The organism is Streptomyces sp. NPDC048270 (genome assembly GCF_040652335.1).
GTDB lineage: Bacteria > Actinomycetota > Actinomycetes > Streptomycetales > Streptomycetaceae > Streptomyces.
On sequence record NZ_JBEZLV010000008.1, the window covers coordinates 138,675 to 155,645 of the forward strand.

Genomic DNA, 16,971 nt, shown 5'->3' on the forward strand with positions numbered 1-16,971 from the left:
CAAATGAGAGAAAGTTTTGGCACGCGGTGCCTTGCCGGGTGACACGGGGTGCCATACGTTGAATCTCGTCCGGATGTCCCCGCGGCCCACGCCCACTCGGCACGGAACGCGCCCCGGATGCCTGCGTCACCAGGCACCGCACGCCCCATCACAGGCGTCGCCAGCACCAACGCACCAGCCGGACCGACGGCACACCCGCACCCGCTCCACGCACCCCGTTTACCTCAGCGCACCCTCATCAGCGCTAGCCGGAGGCTCTACCGTGAAGGACATCCTGGACGCGATTCAGTCGCAGTCCGCCACCGCCGCAGACTTCGCAGCCCTGCCGCTCCCCGACTCGTACCGCGCGATCACCGTGCACAAGGACGAGGCGGAGATGTTCGCCGGGCTCACCACCCGCGAGAAGGACCCGCGCAAGTCCCTGCACCTGGACCAGGTCCCGGTGCCGGAACTCGGCCCGGGCGAGGCCCTGGTGGCCGTCATGGCCTCCTCGGTCAACTACAACTCGGTGTGGACCTCGATCTTCGAGCCGGTGTCCACCTTCAGCTTCCTCGAGCGCTACGGGCGCCTGTCGGAGCTCACCAAGCGCCACGACCTCCCGTACCACGTCATCGGCTCCGACCTCGCGGGCGTCGTCCTGCGCACCGGCCCGGGCGTCAACGCCTGGAACCCCGGTGACGAGGTCGTCGCGCACTGCCTCTCGGTCGAGCTGGAGTCCTCGGACGGCCACAACGACACGATGCTCGACCCCGAGCAGCGCATCTGGGGCTTCGAGACCAACTTCGGCGGCCTCGCCGAGATCGCGCTGGTCAAGTCGAACCAGCTGATGCCCAAGCCCGGCCACCTGAGCTGGGAGGAGGCCGCCTCCCCCGGCCTGGTGAACTCCACCGCCTACCGCCAGCTGGTCTCCCGCAACGGCGCCGGCATGAAGCAGGGCGACAACGTCCTCATCTGGGGCGCCAGCGGCGGACTCGGCTCCTACGCCACGCAGTTCGCGCTGGCCGGCGGCGCCAACCCGATCTGCGTGGTCTCCAGCGCGCAGAAGGCGGACATCTGCCGCGCGATGGGCGCGACCGCGATCATCGACCGCAGCGCCGAGGGCTACAAGTTCTGGAAGGACGAGCACACCCAGGACCCGAAGGAGTGGAAGCGCTTCGGCAAGCGCATCCGCGAGCTGACCGGCGGCGAGGACATCGACATCGTCTTCGAGCACCCCGGCCGCGAGACCTTCGGCGCGAGCGTCTACGTCACCCGCAAGGGCGGCACCATCACCACCTGCGCCTCGACCTCGGGCTACATGCACGAGTACGACAACCGCTACCTGTGGATGTCGCTCAAGCGCATCATCGGCTCGCACTTCGCGAACTACCGCGAGGCCTGGGAGGCCAACCGCCTGATCTCGAAGGGCAAGATCCACCCCACCCTCTCGAAGGTCTACTCGCTGGAGGAGACCGGCCAGGCGGCGTACGACGTCCACCGCAACCTGCACCAGGGCAAGGTCGGCGTGCTCGCGCTGGCCCCCGAGGAGGGCCTGGGCGTCCGCGACCACGAGCTCCGCGCCACGCACCTCGACGCCATCAACCGCTTCCGCAACATCTAAGGGCCAGAGGGAACGCCTGAGATGACAGAGCGCCAGAAGGACCGTCCGTGGCTCATGCGGACGTACGCCGGCCACTCCACGGCCGAGGCGTCCAACGAGCTGTACCGCCGCAACCTCGCCAAGGGCCAGACCGGCCTGTCGGTCGCCTTCGACCTGCCGACGCAGACCGGCTACGACCCCGACCACATCCTCGCCCGCGGCGAGGTGGGCCGGGTCGGGGTCCCGGTCTCCCATCTGGGCGACATGCGACGGCTGTTCCAGGACATACCCCTGGAGCAGATGAACACCTCGATGACGATCAACGCCACCGCCATGTGGCTGCTGGCGCTCTACCAGGTGGCCGCCGAGGAGCAGGGGGCGGACGTCTCCAAGCTCCAGGGCACCACCCAGAACGACATCGTCAAGGAGTACCTCTCGCGCGGGACGCACGTCTTCCCGCCGGGACCCTCGCTCCGCCTGACGACGGACATGATCGCGTACACGGTCAACCACATCCCGAAGTGGAACCCGATCAACATCTGCAGCTACCACCTGCAGGAGGCGGGAGCCACCCCGGTCCAGGAGATCTCGTACGCGATGTCCACCGCGATCGCGGTGCTGGACTCGGTGCGCGACTCGGGGCAGGTGCCCGAGGAGCGCTTCGGGGAGGTGGTCGCCCGTATCTCCTTCTTCGTGAACGCGGGCGTCCGCTTCATCGAGGAGATGTGCAAGATGCGCGCCTTCGGCCGCATCTGGGACCAGGTCACCCGTGAGCGCTACGGCATCGAGAACGAGAAGCAGCGCCGCTTCCGCTACGGGGTCCAGGTCAACTCCCTGGGCCTGACGGAGGCGCAGCCGGAGAACAACGTCCAGCGCATCGTCCTGGAGATGCTGGCCGTCACCCTCTCCAAGGACGCCCGCGCCCGCGCGGTGCAGCTGCCCGCCTGGAACGAGGCGCTGGGCCTGCCCCGGCCCTGGGACCAGCAGTGGTCGCTGCGCATCCAGCAGGTCCTGGCGCACGAGAGCGACCTGCTGGAGTACGAGGACATCTTCGCGGGCTCGCACGTCATCGAGAACAAGGTCGAGTCCCTGGTGGCCGAGTGCCTGGCCGAGATCGAGCGGATCCAGGAGATGGGCGGCGCGATGGCCGCCGTCGAGTCGGGGTACCTGAAGTCCCAGCTGGTCTCCTCGCACGCCGAGCGGCGGGCGCGGATCGAGGCCGGCGAGGACAAGATCGTCGGCGTCAACTGCTTCCAGCAGACGGAGGAGAACCCGCTCACCGCCGACCTGGACGGCGCCATCATGACGGTGGACGGGGCCGTGGAGGCGCTGACCGTCGAGCGGATCGTCCGGTGGCGCGCCGAGCGCGAGGAGTCCTCGGAGCGGCAGGGCGGCGGCGACCCGTTCGTCTTCCCCACCACCCGGCAGGCCCTGGAGCGCCTCAAGGAGGCCGCGGCGGGCACCGAGAACCTGATGGACGCCACCCTGGAGTGCGCCCGGGCGGGTGTCACCACCGGCGAGTGGGCGAGCGCCCTGCGCGAGGTGTTCGGCGAGTTCCGCGCCCCGACCGGGGTCTCCTCGGCCCCCGTGGCGGTCACCGCCGAGCCCGGCACGCCGATGCACGAGGTCCGCGAGAAGGTGACCCGTACGGCCGAGGAGCTCGGCACGGGGCGGCTGCGCCTGCTGGTCGGCAAGCCCGGCCTGGACGGGCACTCCAACGGCGCCGAGCAGATCGCCGTCCGGGCCCGCGACGCCGGCTTCGAGGTGGTCTACCAGGGCATCCGGCTGACGCCCGAGGAGATCTCCTCCGCGGCGCTGGCCGAGGACGTGCACTGCGTGGGACTGTCCATCCTGTCCGGGTCCCACTGCGCACTGGTCCCGGACGTCCTGGAGCGGCTGCGCGCGGCGGGGGCGGGCGACATTCCCGTCATCGTCGGAGGCATCATTCCGAACGCGGATGCCGTGACGCTGAAGGCAGCCGGTGTGGCCGCCGTGTTCACGCCGAAGGACTTCGGCATCACGGAGATCATCGGACGTATCGTCGACGAGATCCGCACAGCCAACAAACTCGCCCCTCTCGAAATCCTTGCCAGCACGGAGGTCCCCGCATGACCACGCCAGTCCACCCGGTGAACCGTCTTCGCCCGCGTCGCTCCTGCCTCGCGGTGCCGGGTTCGAACCCGCGCTTCCTGGAGAAGGCCCAGGGCCTGCCGGCCGACCAGGTCTTCCTGGACCTGGAGGACGCCTGCGCGCCGCTCGCCAAGGAAGGCGCGCGCCACACGATCGTGGACGCGCTGAACAACGGTGACTGGACGGGCAAGACCCGGGTCGTGCGCGTCAACGACTGGACGACGCACTGGACGTACCGCGATGTCATCACGGTGGTCGAGGGCGCCGGCCAGAACCTCGACTGCATCATGCTGCCGAAGGTCCAGGACGCCCAGCAGGTGGTGGCGCTCGACCTGCTGCTGACGCAGATCGAGAAGACCATGGGCTTCGAGGTCGGCAAGATCGGCATCGAGGCGCAGATCGAGAACGCCAAGGGCCTGGTGAACGTCGACGAGATCGCCGCCGCCTCCCCCCGGCTGGAGACCATCATCTTCGGCCCGGCCGACTTCATGGCCTCGATCAACATGAAGTCGCTGGTCGTGGGCATGCAGCCGCCCGGCTACGGCGCGGACGCCTACCACTACATCCTCATGCGCATCCTGATGGCCGCCCGCACGCACAACCTGCAGGCGATCGACGGCCCCTTCCTCCAGATCCGCGACGTGGACGCCTACCGCGAGGTGGCCGGACGGGCGGCGGCGCTGGGCTTCGACGGCAAGTGGGTGCTGCACCCGGGCCAGGTCGACGCGGCCAACGAGGTCTTCTCCCCCTCGCAGGAGGACTACGACCACGCCGAGCTGATCCTCGACGCGTACGACTGGTGCACCTCGGAGGCCGGCGGCAAGAAGGGCTCCGCGATGCTCGGCGACGAGATGATCGACGAGGCCAGCCGCAAGATGGCCCTGGTCATCGCGGGCAAGGGGCGCGCCGCGGGCATGCAGCGCACCAGCAAGTTCGAGATCCCGGAGGCCTGATCCCCATGCAGTTCGGACGCACGTACGAAGAGTTCGAGGTCGGGGCGGTCTACAAGCACTGGCCCGGGAAGACGGTCACCGAGTACGACGACCACCTCTTCTGTCTGCTGACCATGAACCACCACCCGCTCCACATGGACAGCAACTACGCGGAGAACACGACCGACTTCGGCAAGAACGTGGTCGTGGGCAACTACATCTACTCGCTGCTGCTCGGCATGTCCGTGCCGGACGTCTCCGGGAAGGCCATCGCCAACCTGGAGATCGAGTCCCTGCGGCACGTGGCGCCGACCTTCCACGGCGACACCGTCTACGGCGAGACCACGGTCCTCGACAAGACCCCGTCGAAGTCGAAGAACGACCGCGGCATCGTCTACGTCGAGACCAAGGGCTACAAGCAGGACGGCACCCTCGTCTGCGTCTTCCGGCGCAAGGTGATGGTCCCGACCGAGACGTACATCAAGGAGCGCGGCGGCGAGCAGCCCGGCCGCCCGCAGCTGAAGGAACAGGGGAAGTAGCCATGGCCCGACTCGCCCAGACCGCCGGGCTGACCGACGTCCAGCGGGAGATCCTCAAGACCGTCCGGGAGTTCGTCGACAAGGAGATCATCCCGGTCGCGACCGAGCTCGAACACCGTGACGAGTACCCGCAGGCGATCGTCGACGGGCTCAAGGAGCTCGGCCTCTTCGGCCTGATGATCCCGGAGGAGTACGGCGGCCTGGGTGAGTCGCTGCTCACCTACGCGCTGTGCGTCGAGGAGATAGCGCGCGGCTGGATGTCCGTCTCGGGCATCATCAACACGCACTTCATCGTGGCGTACATGCTCAAGCAGCACGGCACGCAGGAGCAGAAGGACCACTTCCTCCCGCGCATGGCGCTGGGCGAGGTGCGCGGCGCGTTCTCGATGTCCGAGCCGGCGCTGGGCTCCGATGTGTCGGCCATCACGTCCAAGGCGGTGAAGGACGGCGACGAGTACGTCCTGAACGGCCAGAAGATGTGGCTGACGAACGGCGGCAGCTCCACCCTGGTGGCCGTTCTGGTGCGAAGTGACGAAGGACACCCCGAGGGCACGGCGCCGCACAAGTCGATGACGACCTTCCTCGTCGAGAAGGAGCCGGGCTTCGGCGAGGTCCGTCCGGGCCTGACCATCCCCGGCAAGATCGACAAGATGGGCTACAAGGGCGTCGACACGACCGAGCTCATCATGGACGGACTGCGCATTCCGGCCAATCGGGTCCTCGGGGGCCAGACGGGCCGAGGGTTTTACCAAATGATGGACGGGGTCGAGGTCGGGCGCGTCAACGTGGCGGCGCGTGGCTGCGGTGTCGCTCAGCGTGCTTTCGAACTGGGTGTCTCCTATGCCCAGCAACGTCACACTTTCGGCAAGCCGATCGCCGAACACCAGGCCATCCAGTTCAAGCTGGCCGAGATGGCTACCAAGGTCGAAGCCGCCCATGCGATGATGGTTAATGCAGCACGCAAAAAGGACTCCGGGGAACGAAACGACCTCGAAGCAGGGATGGCGAAGTACCTCGCCTCCGAGTACTGCAAGGAGGTGGTGGAGGACGCCTTCCGTATCCATGGCGGCTACGGGTTCTCCAAGGAGTACGAGATCGAGCGCCTCTACCGGGAGGCCCCGATGCTGCTCATCGGTGAAGGTACCGCCGAGATCCAGAAAATGATCATCGGGCGACGCCTGCTCGAGGAGTACCGACTCCAGGGCTGAAAGTCCCTTTTGCGGCGGATCATCCAGTGATTCGCCGCGAAAGAGTCACTGCCAGTCACTGGCTGACGGACATCGACTCGGCTTCTGGCTTGCCCAGTTGTTGCGCGCAACCGATAGCATTCCAGTAAAGCCGCCGTCCCGTCCCCCCGTTTGCGGCGCGGCAATCACCCGCTACGAAGGTCATCCATGCCCCACAGCCAAACCTCTGCACCTCGCGACAGCCTCCTTGGCGTACGCCTCGCGCGCGGAGCATCGCCGTGGCTTCTGCCGACCCTCGCCACCGCGGCGCTCAGCCTCTCCCGGGCTCGCAAGTCCGGGCGCTGGGCCGCGGCGGCCGTGCCCACCACCGCGCTCGCGGCGGGCATGCTGTGGTTCTTCCGCGACCCCGAGCGCGAGATCGCCCAAGGCCGTGTCATCTCGCCCGCCGACGGTGTGGTGCAGAGCATCATGCCGTGGAAGGACGGGCGGACCCGCGTCGCGATCTTCATGAGCCCGCTGAACGTCCACGTCAACCGCGCGCCCCTCGCGGGCACGGTGACGTCCGTGGAGCACATCCCCGGCGGGTTCGTCCCGGCGTTCAACAAGGAGAGCGAGAACAACGAGCGCGTTGTCTGGCACTTCGACACCGAGCTCGGTGACATCGAGATGGTGCAGATCGCCGGCGCAGTCGCCCGGCGCATCGTTCCGTACCTGCCGGCCGGCACCAAGGTCGAGCAGGGCGAGCGCATCGGTCTGATCCGCTTCGGCTCCCGCGTCGACATCTACCTCCCCGAGGGCGTCGAGGTCGCGGTCGAGGTCGGTCAGGCCACCACCGCGGGGGTGACACGAATTGACCGTGACTGACCCTGAGACTCCGGCAGCCGGCTGGGTGCCCGAGCCCGCCGAGGAGGAGTCCGCCGAGGACGACATGCCGCTCTCGCTGCGGCTGTCGATAGCGGACACCCTCACCCTCGGCAACGCGACGTGCGGATTCATGGCGGTGTACTTCACCACCACCGGGATCCTCATTCCGCACCTCACCGGCAGTGGCGAGTCGGGCATGGCCCGCAACAGCGCCGCGACGGCAGTGATACTGATGCTGCTCGCCGCGGTCTTCGACCTGTTCGACGGCATCGTGGCCCGCAAGCTGCGCAGCTCGCCGATGGGCGCCGAGCTGGACAACCTGTCCGACCTGATCAGCTTCGGCCTTGCTCCCGCGTACTTCGTCCTCGTCTACGGCATGGTCGCCGACGACGCGGTGCAGAAGATGTCGGCGCTGGCCGCGATCGTGGTGCTGCTGGCCGTGGTGCTCAGACTCGCGAGATTCAGCTGCGTGACGATGAAGGACGGCATGTTCCAGGGCATGCCGAGCCCCTTCGGCGCGCTGACGGTCGTCTCGATCGTGCTGCTGGAGCTGCCGTTCGTGCCGACGCTGCTCGCGATCATCGGGGTGGCCTGGCTGATGGTGAGCCGGGTCGAGTACCCCAAGCCGCGGGGTGTCCTCGCGGTGGCGATGCTCTGCTGGATCATCGGTGCGATGGGGCTGCTGGCGGCCTGGGCGTTCGACGCCCCCGGCGGGCAGCTGCTGCTCCAGACCGGCTGCGCCCTGCAGATCGCGATGGCGGCGACGATTCCGCTGTTCGCGACGACCCGGCGGGCGAACACCTTCCGGCACAACCGTCGCGAGGCCCGCGCCACGACGCTGCGCTGAGCTCGACCTGTGAGAGGGCCCCGGATGCCGATGGCATCCGGGGCCCTCTCGTCGTGTGCGGCCGGTCAGCCGGCCGGGGTGAAGGACTGGGCCGCGGGGGCCACGGCGGCTTCCTTGACCACCTTCAGGCCGCCCGGGACCTGCCCGTCCGGCTTCATGATCACGCTGTGCCGGGTGGAGGGGGCCTTCGGGTCCGAGAAGTCGTGGGTGATCCCGAAGCCGCTGTCGTAGGCCTTCAGGGTGAGCAGGGCCTTGCCGACGCCCTCCCGGGTGAGGTCCTTGTCCGCGCAGGCCTTCTTCAGGGCCTCCCCGTAGACCGCGGCGGCCGTGAAGCCGGCCACCACCCCGTTGTCGAGCCCCGCGTCCGGATAGGCCTCCTTGTAGGCCGTGGCCAGGGCCGCCGGGGCCGCCTCCGGGGAGCCGATGGGGAGGCTGGACGCCGCGACGTAGTAGTCCTTCTGCAGGGCCGCGCCCGCCGGGGTGGCGAGCAGCTGGGGGGAGAAGGCCGAGTTGTTGCCGACCACGGGCACGTTCCAGCCGCCGGCCGCCGCGACCCCGACCAGCGAGGCCGCCTGCCGGGGCCCGGCGCTGATCACCACGGCCTTGACCCCCGCCTGCTTGAGCGCGGCCACCTGCGCGGACATGTCGTTGTCGGTGGGCTTGATCTTCTGCTCCACGACGGTGAGCCCGGCCTCCTTGGCCGCGTGCTTGGCCCCGGCCAGGGCGTTCTCGCCGTAGTCCCCCTCGAAGTACACGTGCCCGATCTTGTCCCCGGAGGCGATGCGCTTCTGGTCGAGGAGGTAGCCGATGGCGTTGACCGTCTCGATGTCGTAGGTGGCGCCCACCGTACGGATGGCCGGGCTGCCCAGCAGCGAGGCCGACCAGGCCTGCGGGATGACCAGGCCCTTGTCCTGGCCGTCGATGCGGTCCTTGACGGCGGCGACGAACGGGGAGCCGATGAACTGGGCGAAGCCCAGCACCTCGGGCTCCAGCTCGGTGTAGCCCGCCAGGGCCTTCTGCGGGTCGTAGCCGTGGTCGCGGACCGTCAGCTCCAGCTGCCGGCCGCAGATGCCGCCCGCGGCGTTGGCCTGCTTGACCCAGAGCTGCTGGGCCTGGGTGACGCTCTTGCCGAGCGAGGCGTAGACGCCGGTCATGTCGGTGAGGGCGCCGAGCCGGATGGCGGTGGCGGTGACGCCCTTGCCGGTCTTGACCCCGCCCTCGGACTGCTTGTCCTCGGTGCCGGTGCCGGCCTTCCCGCTGCATCCGGCGGCGCCGGCCAGCAGGAGCGCGGCCGCGAGGGCCGCCGTACCGAGTCGCGCTCGCTTGTCCGTACCGGGTCTGATCACGCTGACTCCTTCGGAGGTCGGATCCGGGCGAGGCCGCCCGGGAGGAACAGGACGACGGCGACGACGGCCGCGCCGTACAGGTAGCGCGACGCCTCTCCCGGGGAGACCCCGCCGGCGCCGGGGGCGGCGACGAGGGGGAGGGCGTCGCTGTATCGGGTGAGCAGCTGGGGCAGCAGGGAGACGAACGCGGCGCCGATGACGGCGCCCGCCACCGTGCCGAGCCCGCCGATCACGATCATGGCGAGGTACTCGAGGGACAGGACCATGCCGAAGTAGTCGGGCACGGTGCGCTGGAAGACCAGCGCGAGCAGGACCCCCGCCAGGCCCGCGTACATGGAGGACAGGACGAAGACGGCGGCGCGGTAGCGGGCCACGGGCACGCCCATGACCCCGGCGGCGATGGTGTGGTCGCGGATGGCGTTCATGGCGCGGCCCGGCCGCCCGCGCAGGATGCCGCGCGCGAAGAGGGCGCAGGCCAGGAGCGCTGCGAGGGCGACGTACCAGAGCTTCTCGGCGGACTGGAAGGGGACGGCGGCGATCACGGTCTCGGTGTCGTCGAAGGTGATCCCGAGGAGGGAGAGCGGTTCGACGGCGCGGCCGTTGAAACCGCCGGTGAGGGGGGTGGCGTTGAACAGGACGTGCTGCCCGATGAAGATCAGCGCGAGGGTGGCGATGCCCAGGTAGGCGCCGCGCAGCCGGCCTGCGATGGGGCTGAAGAGCCCGCCGGCGGCTCCGGCGAGGGCGACGGCGAGCACGGCCGCCAGCCAGCTGGGCAGGCCGAGGCCGACGAGCTCGTGGCCGCCGGAGCGGCCGCCGTCCCCGGCCAGTGCGCAGTAGCCGTACGCGCCGACGGCGAGGAAGAAGGCGTGCCCCATGGACAGCTGGCCGGTGGCGCCGGTGAGCAGGTTGAGGCCGATGGCCCCGATGCCCGCGGCGATGGCGAACAGTCCGGCCTGGAGCCAGAACCGCTCGAGGTAGAAGGGCAGCGCGAGGAGCACGGCGGCCCCGGCGGTCCACAGGACCAGGCGCACCGGGGCCGGGCGCCGCAGGGCCAGGCGCGCGGGAGCGGGGCGCCGCAGGATCGGGCGGGGGGTGTCAGACACGGGCGGGCTCCTTCGTGCCGAAGAGGCCCGCCGGGCGCAGCAGCAGCACCACGACCATGACCAGGTAGGGGGCGAGGTCTCCGATGCCGCGGCCGAGAAAGGCGAGCTGGCCCTGGTAGCCGGTGGCCATGGCCTCGGTGACGCCGACGATCAGGCCCCCGGCGAGGGCTCCGGTGGTGGAGTCGAGGCCTCCGAGGATGGCCGCCGGGAAGGCCTTGAGGGCGGCCAGCGAGGTGGCCCGTTCCAGACCGGGGGTGGGGAAGACGGTGAGGAAGAGGGCGGCCACGGCGGCCAGCGCCCCGGCGACCGCCCATGCCGCCAGGGAGACCCGGCCCAGCCGGACGCCCATCAGCGCGGCGGTCTCCGGCTTCTCGGCGGCGGCGCGCATGGCCACCCCCCAGGCCGTGTACCGGAAGAGCAGCAGGAACGCGCCGATCAGGAGGGCGGCGGAGACGAAGGCCGCGATCCGGGTCTGCGGGAGGGTGACCGGGCCGAGGTGGACCACGGCGTCGCCCCACGGGTCGCCGAGGGCGAGTACGTCCGTACCGATGCGGCGGGTGAGGTCGGTGGTGATCAGGATGTCCACGCCGATGGTGACGATGGCCAGGACGCTCTGGTCCTGGCCGCGGTAGCGGCGCATGACCAGGAACTCGACCCCGGCGCCGACCGCGGCGGCGGCGCCGACTCCGACGGCGAGCGCGGGCCAGAAGCCGATGTCCTCGTGCAGGACGGCGGTGACCCAGCCGCCCGCGAGGAGGAGCGAGGCGTGGGCGAAGTTGACGACTTCGGTGGCCTTGAAGATCACCACGAAGCCGAGTGCGATCAGGGCGTACACGGAGCCCATGGACAGGCCGCCGAGCAGCAGTTCCAGGAAGGTGGTCACGCGGCCGGGTCCTCCTCGCCGAGGTAGGCGCGCACGACCGCGGGGTCGCTCTGCACCTGGGCGGGGGTCCCGCCGCCGATCCGTCTGCCGAAGTCGAGTACGGTCACCGCGTCCGCGAGCCGCATCACCACCCCCATGTCGTGTTCGACCAGCACGATCGATATGCCGAGGCCGTCGCGGACGCCGGCGATGACGGCGGCGGTGCGCTGCCGTTCGTCGGCCGTCATCCCCGCGACGGGTTCGTCGAGGAGCAGCAGCCGGGGCTCCATGCACAGGGCCCGGGCCAGCTCGACGAGTTTCTGTTTGCCGTACGGGAGGGAGCCCGCGGGCGCGGCGAGGTCGGCCTCCAGACCGACGAAGGCGGCGATCTCGCGGACCCGTTCGCGGTGCCGGCGGTCCTCGCGGACGGCGGCGGGCAGCCGCAGCCCGGCCGCGAGGAAGCCGGAGCGCATCAGCCGGTGGCGGCCGAGCAGCAGGCTGTCGGCGACCGTGGTGTGCGGCGGCAGGGCCAGGTTCTGGAAGGTGCGGGCGATGCCGAGCGCGGCGACGGCGTGCGGGGCCAGGCCGGTCAGCTCGGAGGCGCCGAAGCGGACGCTGCCCGCCGCGGCGCGGTAGACCCCGGAGAGCACGTTGAAGCAGGTGGACTTGCCGGCGCCGTTGGGGCCGATGACGGCGTGCAGGCTGCCGGGCTCGACGGTGAAGGAGACTGCGTCGAGGGCCGTGAGGCCGGCGAACCGCACGGTGACGTCGGTGACGGTGAGCGGGGGCGTGTCCGTCATGCGGACCACCTGCGCAGGGTGGGGGCCGCATGCACGGGCGGGGCGTCCTCGTCGGTGATGCCGAGGTAGCGGCGGCGCACCTCGTCCGAGGCGGCCAGGTCGGCGGCCGGGCCGGACAGGGTGACCTCGCCGACCTCCAGGACGTACGCGTGGGAGGCCAGCCGGAGCGCGAGGGCCGCGTTCTGCTCCACCAGCAGCACCGAGGTGCCCGAGGCGTTGATCTCGGTGATGGTCGCGGCGATCGTCGCGGCCATCTTCGGGGCGAGGCCCAGGGAGGGCTCGTCGAGGAGCAGCAGCCGGGGGCGGGCCATCAGGGCGCGGCCGAGGGCCAGCATCTGCTGCTCTCCGCCGGAGAGCAGGCCGGCCCGCTGCCGGGAGCGTTTGGCGAGGACCGGGAAGAGCTCGTGGACGCGGGCCAGCGAGCGGGCGGTGTCGGCGCGGGAGCCGGCCCGGGCCCCGAGGGTGCCGGCCCGCAGGTTGTCCGCGACGCTCATCCGGGCGAACACCTGCCGCCCCTCGGGGACTTGGACCACACCGGCGGCCACCGCCCGGGCGGGCGCGAGTCCGTCCAGCGGCGTGCCGTCGAAGGTCACCCCGCCCCCGGTGACGGCGCCGCGGTGAAAGGAGAGCGTGCGGGACACCGCCCGCAGCAGGGTCGTCTTTCCCGCGCCGTTCCCGCCGAGGACGACGACCACGGCGCCTTCGGGTACGTCGAGCGACACGGCGCGCAGCGCCCGGACCGGCCCGTAGCCGACGGACAGCTCGCGCACTTGGAGCGAGGCCACTACTTCCCCTTCCACTGCCAGGCCCTGTTCGGGCGTTGTGCTGGCGCACAGACCAGCACCGGGCGGGGGCGGGCGTCCACGGCCCGAAGCGGAATCGCTGCCGATGACCAGCCGGGGGTGGGGTCCGGTTGTGCAGTGGCACAGACCTGGGTACGGGGCCCCTTACGCCGGTGGGCCGCGGGTGACATCCTCTGCGGCCATGGGCGGACGCAGGGCGCGGACGGAAGCGGAGTGGTCGGTGCTGCTGACGGCTGTCGACGTGCTGCTGGGTCGCATCCCGGAGCTGACCGAGCAGCTGATCGGCGATCTGGCGCTGCACTCGCCGCTGTACGACCTGGTGGTGCCGCGGGACGAGCACTGGCAGCAGATCAGCGAGGCCATGCGGTACGGCATCGAGGCCTTCGCCGCACGCCGCTCGGACGCGCGCAAGGATCTGGTGTACGCGGAGGAGCTGGGGCGGCGCCGGGCCGAACAGGGGCTGCCGCTGGACCTGTTGCTGTATGCGTACCGCCGCGCGGGTCGGCTGACCTGGGACGCGCTGCTGGACATCGTCACCGAGGAGGACCCGGACGCCCTGCCGGTGCTGGCGCGGACGGCCGGGGCCATGTGGGCCGGCATCGAGCAGCAGGCCGCGACGACGGCGGAGGCCTACCGGGCGGGCGAGCGGGAGATGCGCCGGCGCAGCGACGAGCGGGTGCAGGCCCTGCTGGACGCGCTGCTCCAGGGGGACGCGGCGCCTGGCCTGGCGGCGCGGGCGGCGGCGGGCCTGGACCTGCCGGAGCAGGGGCGGTACGCGGTGGTCGTGCTCCCCGTGGACCGGCGGGACTCGGTGCACCGGGTGGCGGCGGTGGGCGGGATGCGGCTGTTCTGGCGGATGCGGGCGGAGCAGGAGCTGGCGGTGGTGGCCCTGGGGTCGTGCTCGCCGGAGGAGCTGGCGGCGGAACTGGCCGACCGCTGCCACGGCCCCGGCGGGATCAGCCCGGTGGTGGACGGGCTGGCGGAGCTGAGCCGGGCGCGGCGGCTGGCGGAGACGGCCCTGGCCACCTGCGGTGCGGAGGAGCGGTCGCTGGTGCGGCTGTCGCAGCGGCTGCCGGCGGCGCTGGTGGTGGGGCAGCCCGAGCTGGCGGGCGAGCTGGTCCAGGCGGTCCTGGGGCCCCTGCTGGAGCTGGACCCGGCGGACCGGGCGGTGCTGCTGGAGACGCTCGACGCCTGGCTCGCGGCGGAGGGCTCCGCCGGGCGGGCCGCGACCCGGCTGTACTGCCACCGCAACACGGTGTTCAACCGGCTGCGGAGGCTCGAGCACCTGACCTCCCGCTCCCTGTCGCGCCCGCACGACCTGGTGGCCCTCACCCTGGCCCGGGACGCCCACCGCCTCTCGGCCCCGACGAGCCCCTGACCGGCCCGCGCGTCACCGGCCGCCGGGCAGGGGCCGGGGGGCTCGTTCGGGGCGGCCCGGTGCAGGCGGCGTAGGCTTGGTGTCGGAAAACCGCCAGCCTCGCGGCGGCCGGAGCCTGATCCTGGAGTCATGCACACCGACACCGAGCGATGCGTAAGGGCCGTGCAGTCGAAGGACGCCAGATTCGACGGCTGGTTCTTCACCGCCGTCCTGACCACGCGGATCTACTGCCGGCCCAGTTGCCCCGCCGTGCCCCCGAAGGTCGAGAACATGACCTTCCTGCCCAGCGCGGCCGCCTGCCAGCAGGCCGGCTTCCGGGCCTGCAAGCGGTGCCGGCCGGACACCAGCCCCGGCTCCCCCGAGTGGAACGCCCGCGCCGACGCCGTCGCCCGCGCCGTGCGCCTGATCCAGGACGGGGTGGTGGACCGCGAGGGGGTGCCGGGGCTCGCCACCCGGCTCGGCTACTCCACCCGGCAGGTCGAGCGGCAGCTCAGCGCCGAGCTCGGCGCCGGCCCCCTGGCCCTCGCCCGGGCCCAGCGCGCCCAGACCGCCCGGCTGCTCATCGAGACCTCCGAGCTCCCGATGGCCGACGTCGCCTTCGCCGCCGGCTTCTCCTCCATCCGCACCTTCAACGACACCGTCCGCGAGGTCTTCGCCCTCTCCCCCAGCGAGCTGCGGCAGCGCTCCGGCAAGGCCGATGCCCGTCTGCCCCGGATCCCCGGGACGATCAGCCTCCGGCTGCCGTTCCGGGCCCCCCTCACCCCCGACAACCTCTTCGGGCACCTGGCCGCGACCGCGGTCCCCGGCGTGGAGGAGTGGCGCGACGGCGCCTACCGCCGCACGCTGCGCCTGCCCTACGGCACCGGGGTCGTCGCCCTGACCCCGCAGCCCGACCACATCGGCTGCCGCCTCGCCCTGACCGACCTGCGCGACCTGACCATCGCCATCAGCCGCTGCCGCTGGATGCTCGACCTCGACGCCGATCCCGAGGCGGTGGACGAGCAGTTGCGCTCCGACCCGCTGCTGGCCCCGCTCGTGGACAAGTCCCCCGGGCGCCGGGTTCCGCGTACGGTCGACGCGGCGGAGTTCGCCGTACGGGCGGTCCTCGGCCAGCAGGTGTCCACCGCGGCGGCGCGCACGCACGCGGCCCGGCTGGTCACCGCGCACGGTGAGCCCGTGGAGGACCCGCTGGGCGGGCTGACCCACCTGTTCCCGTCCCCGCAGGCCCTCGCCGCGCTGGACCCGGAGTCGCTGGCCATGCCGCGCACCCGGCGCACCACCTTCACCACCCTGGTCGCGGCGCTCGCCGACGGCTCGCTGCCGCTCGGCATCGACAGCGACTGGGAGGCGGCGCGCGCGCAGCTGTCCGCGCTGCCCGGTTTCGGCCCGTGGACCACCGAGATCATCGCGATGCGGGCGCTCGGCGACCCGGACGCCTTCCTGCCGTCCGACCTGGGCGTCCGGCGGGCGGCGCAGGGGCTCGGGCTGCCGTCCACGCCCTCGGCGCTGACCGCCCGGGCGGCCGCCTGGCGGCCCTGGCGCGCGTACGCCGTCCAGTACTTGTGGGCCACCGACGACCACGCCATCAACCACCTGCCCGCCTGAGGAGCACACCGTGAACAGCACCGGCAAGCAGCACACCGTCGTCGAGAGCCCCTACGGCCCGCTCACCCTGGTCGCCACGGACGGCGTCCTGAGCGGCCTGTACATGACCGGGCAGCGCCACCGCCCGGCCGAGGAGTCCTTCGGGGAGCGGGTCGCCGCCGCCGAGGAGCCCTTCCCCGAAGCGGTGCGGCAGCTGTCCGCGTACTTCGCCGGGGAGCTCACCGCGTTCGACCTGCCGCTGCGGCTGGAGGGCACCGACTTCCAGCGCAGCGTGTGGGACCAGCTGGTACGGATCCCCTACGGCGAGACCTGGTCGTACGGGAAACTCGCGGCCGAGCTGGGCAAGCCGAACGCCTCGCGCGCCGTGGGCCTCGCCAACGGGAAGAACCCGATCGGCATCATCGTGCCCTGCCACCGCGTGATCGGCGCCTCGGGCGGCATGACCGGCTACGGCGGCGGCCTCGAACGCAAGGTCCGGCTCCTCGACTTCGAGGCCGCGGCCCGCCGGCTCTAGGAGGCGCCCCGCCGGGGGTCAGACCACGAGCAGCGGCACCAGCAGGGCGAAGGCCGCGCCCGCCTCGACCGCGTAGCCGTACAGCGAGGGGTGCTGGACCGGGGCCGCGAGCAGGACCACGCTCTGCTGCGCGGCGGCCGCCGCCACCCAGTCGGCGTCCGCGCCGAGGTTGCCCTGGTACCAGCCTTCACAGGAGCCGGGGCCGCTGACCGCGAGCAGGTCGTCCTCGCGGCGGTAGAAGGCCTGCCACTGGGCGGCGGGCACGGACCAGCCGTCGAAGTCGGTGAACGGGGACCAGCCCCCGTCGCGGATCGCGGTGTCGAAGAGCCAGACGGGCATCCCCTCCGGGGTCACCTCGCCGGCGGACTGCTGGTCGGTGGTGAAGTGGACCATGGGGAGGGCGTCGGGCCCGTCAGCGGTGCTGGGCCAGGCGTACATCGTGATCATCAGCTGATTCTGTCCTGCTCGGAGTAAGTCCGGGG

The 16,971-nt window shown here is 71.4% G+C and carries 16 protein-coding genes; 10 read left to right on the top strand and 6 right to left on the bottom strand.

The genetic code is table 11. From position 1 onward, the window contains the following. Positions 1 to 262: 262 nt before the first annotated feature. From ccrA to pssA, 7 genes are all read left to right on the top strand, one after another. Complete coding sequence (gene ccrA, locus AB0D66_RS10360; protein ID WP_362299650.1) at positions 263 to 1,600, top strand: crotonyl-CoA carboxylase/reductase; 1,338 nt, start codon at positions 263 to 265, stop codon at positions 1,598 to 1,600. 21 nt (positions 1,601 to 1,621) lie between these two features. Beyond that, complete coding sequence (locus AB0D66_RS10365; RefSeq protein WP_362299653.1) at positions 1,622 to 3,691, top strand: protein meaA; 2,070 nt, start codon at positions 1,622 to 1,624, stop codon at positions 3,689 to 3,691. Further along, positions 3,688 to 4,662 (top strand): CoA ester lyase, encoded by a 975-nt coding sequence (locus AB0D66_RS10370; RefSeq protein WP_069922631.1) that lies wholly within the window; start codon positions 3,688 to 3,690, stop codon positions 4,660 to 4,662. The genes AB0D66_RS10365 and AB0D66_RS10370 overlap by 4 nt, the downstream gene beginning before the upstream one ends. 5 nt (positions 4,663 to 4,667) lie before the next feature. After that, positions 4,668 to 5,180, top strand: a complete 513-nt coding sequence (locus AB0D66_RS10375; protein ID WP_362299656.1) for a MaoC family dehydratase — start codon at positions 4,668 to 4,670, stop codon at positions 5,178 to 5,180. 2 nt (positions 5,181 to 5,182) lie between these two features. Beyond that, positions 5,183 to 6,388, top strand: a complete 1,206-nt coding sequence (locus tag AB0D66_RS10380) for an acyl-CoA dehydrogenase family protein (RefSeq protein WP_362299657.1) — start codon at positions 5,183 to 5,185, stop codon at positions 6,386 to 6,388. 186 nt (positions 6,389 to 6,574) lie between these two features. Beyond that, on the top strand, positions 6,575 to 7,231 hold the full coding sequence (locus AB0D66_RS10385) for a phosphatidylserine decarboxylase (protein ID WP_362299660.1): 657 nt from the start codon (positions 6,575 to 6,577) through the stop codon (positions 7,229 to 7,231). Beyond that, positions 7,224 to 8,078, top strand: coding sequence for a CDP-diacylglycerol--serine O-phosphatidyltransferase (pssA, locus tag AB0D66_RS10390; protein WP_361767767.1), 855 nt, complete (start codon positions 7,224 to 7,226; stop codon positions 8,076 to 8,078). Before AB0D66_RS10385 ends, pssA begins: the two co-directional genes overlap by 8 nt. Before the next feature lie 65 nt (positions 8,079 to 8,143). Here the strand turns inward: pssA and AB0D66_RS10395 are convergent, their stop codons facing one another. Genes AB0D66_RS10395 through AB0D66_RS10415 form a run of 5 tightly spaced genes read right to left on the bottom strand, consistent with a single transcriptional unit; the run spans position 8,144 to position 12,974 of the window. Then, positions 8,144 to 9,361, bottom strand: coding sequence for an ABC transporter substrate-binding protein (locus AB0D66_RS10395; RefSeq protein ID WP_362299834.1), 1,218 nt, complete (start codon positions 9,359 to 9,361; stop codon positions 8,144 to 8,146). A gap of 59 nt (positions 9,362 to 9,420) precedes the next feature. Then, a complete protein-coding gene (locus AB0D66_RS10400; RefSeq protein WP_362299837.1) occupies positions 9,421 to 10,479 on the bottom strand; it encodes a branched-chain amino acid ABC transporter permease in 1,059 nt (352 codons plus the stop codon). Between the two features lie 40 nt (positions 10,480 to 10,519). Further along, the gene (locus AB0D66_RS10405; RefSeq protein ID WP_362299663.1) at positions 10,520 to 11,410 is read right to left on the bottom strand and encodes a branched-chain amino acid ABC transporter permease; all 891 of its coding nucleotides are present in this window, start codon (positions 11,408 to 11,410) and stop codon (positions 10,520 to 10,522) included. Next, positions 11,407 to 12,189: an ABC transporter ATP-binding protein gene (locus tag AB0D66_RS10410; RefSeq protein WP_362299665.1), complete on the bottom strand. Its 783-nt coding sequence runs from the start codon at positions 12,187 to 12,189 to the stop codon at positions 11,407 to 11,409. The genes AB0D66_RS10405 and AB0D66_RS10410 overlap by 4 nt, the downstream gene beginning before the upstream one ends. After that, positions 12,186 to 12,974, bottom strand: coding sequence for an ABC transporter ATP-binding protein (locus AB0D66_RS10415; protein WP_362299668.1), 789 nt, complete (start codon positions 12,972 to 12,974; stop codon positions 12,186 to 12,188). The genes AB0D66_RS10410 and AB0D66_RS10415 overlap by 4 nt, the downstream gene beginning before the upstream one ends. 199 nt (positions 12,975 to 13,173) lie before the next feature. Between AB0D66_RS10415 and AB0D66_RS10420 the strand changes: the two genes are divergently transcribed. The 3 genes from AB0D66_RS10420 to AB0D66_RS10430 all read left to right on the top strand — a co-directional run bounded on the left by AB0D66_RS10420 (position 13,174) and on the right by AB0D66_RS10430 (position 16,489). Further along, positions 13,174 to 14,370: a helix-turn-helix domain-containing protein gene (locus tag AB0D66_RS10420; protein ID WP_362299671.1), complete on the top strand. Its 1,197-nt coding sequence runs from the start codon at positions 13,174 to 13,176 to the stop codon at positions 14,368 to 14,370. Positions 14,371 to 14,499: 129 nt separating this feature from the next. After that, the gene (locus AB0D66_RS10425) at positions 14,500 to 15,975 is read left to right on the top strand and encodes an AlkA N-terminal domain-containing protein (protein ID WP_362299673.1); all 1,476 of its coding nucleotides are present in this window, start codon (positions 14,500 to 14,502) and stop codon (positions 15,973 to 15,975) included. A 10-nt stretch (positions 15,976 to 15,985) separates the two neighbouring features. Next, entirely contained in the window at positions 15,986 to 16,489 is a 504-nt protein-coding gene (locus tag AB0D66_RS10430; protein WP_362299676.1) for a methylated-DNA--[protein]-cysteine S-methyltransferase, read from the top strand. 18 nt (positions 16,490 to 16,507) lie between these two features. Here AB0D66_RS10430 and AB0D66_RS10435 read toward each other — a convergent pair whose 3' ends face one another. After that, a complete protein-coding gene (locus tag AB0D66_RS10435) occupies positions 16,508 to 16,936 on the bottom strand; it encodes a hypothetical protein (protein WP_362299679.1) in 429 nt (142 codons plus the stop codon). Between the last annotated feature and the right edge of the window lie 35 nt (positions 16,937 to 16,971).

Bases quoted from the DNA above. Each gene is read 5' to 3' on its own strand.
- AB0D66_RS10425 (WP_362299673.1), top strand. From the start codon at position 14,500: ATGCACACCGACACCGAGCGATGCGTAAGGGCCGTGCAGTCGAAGGAC.
- AB0D66_RS10370 (WP_069922631.1), top strand. From the start codon at position 3,688: ATGACCACGCCAGTCCACCCGGTGAACCGTCTTCGCCCGCGTCGCTCC.
- AB0D66_RS10365 (WP_362299653.1), top strand. From the start codon at position 1,622: ATGACAGAGCGCCAGAAGGACCGTCCGTGGCTCATGCGGACGTACGCC.
- AB0D66_RS10410 (WP_362299665.1), bottom strand. From the start codon at position 12,189: ATGACGGACACGCCCCCGCTCACCGTCACCGACGTCACCGTGCGGTTC.
- AB0D66_RS10435 (WP_362299679.1), bottom strand. From the start codon at position 16,936: ATGATCACGATGTACGCCTGGCCCAGCACCGCTGACGGGCCCGACGCC.
- AB0D66_RS10385 (WP_362299660.1), top strand. From the start codon at position 6,575: ATGCCCCACAGCCAAACCTCTGCACCTCGCGACAGCCTCCTTGGCGTA.
- AB0D66_RS10420 (WP_362299671.1), top strand. From the start codon at position 13,174: ATGGGCGGACGCAGGGCGCGGACGGAAGCGGAGTGGTCGGTGCTGCTG.
- AB0D66_RS10375 (WP_362299656.1), top strand. From the start codon at position 4,668: ATGCAGTTCGGACGCACGTACGAAGAGTTCGAGGTCGGGGCGGTCTAC.
- AB0D66_RS10380 (WP_362299657.1), top strand. From the start codon at position 5,183: ATGGCCCGACTCGCCCAGACCGCCGGGCTGACCGACGTCCAGCGGGAG.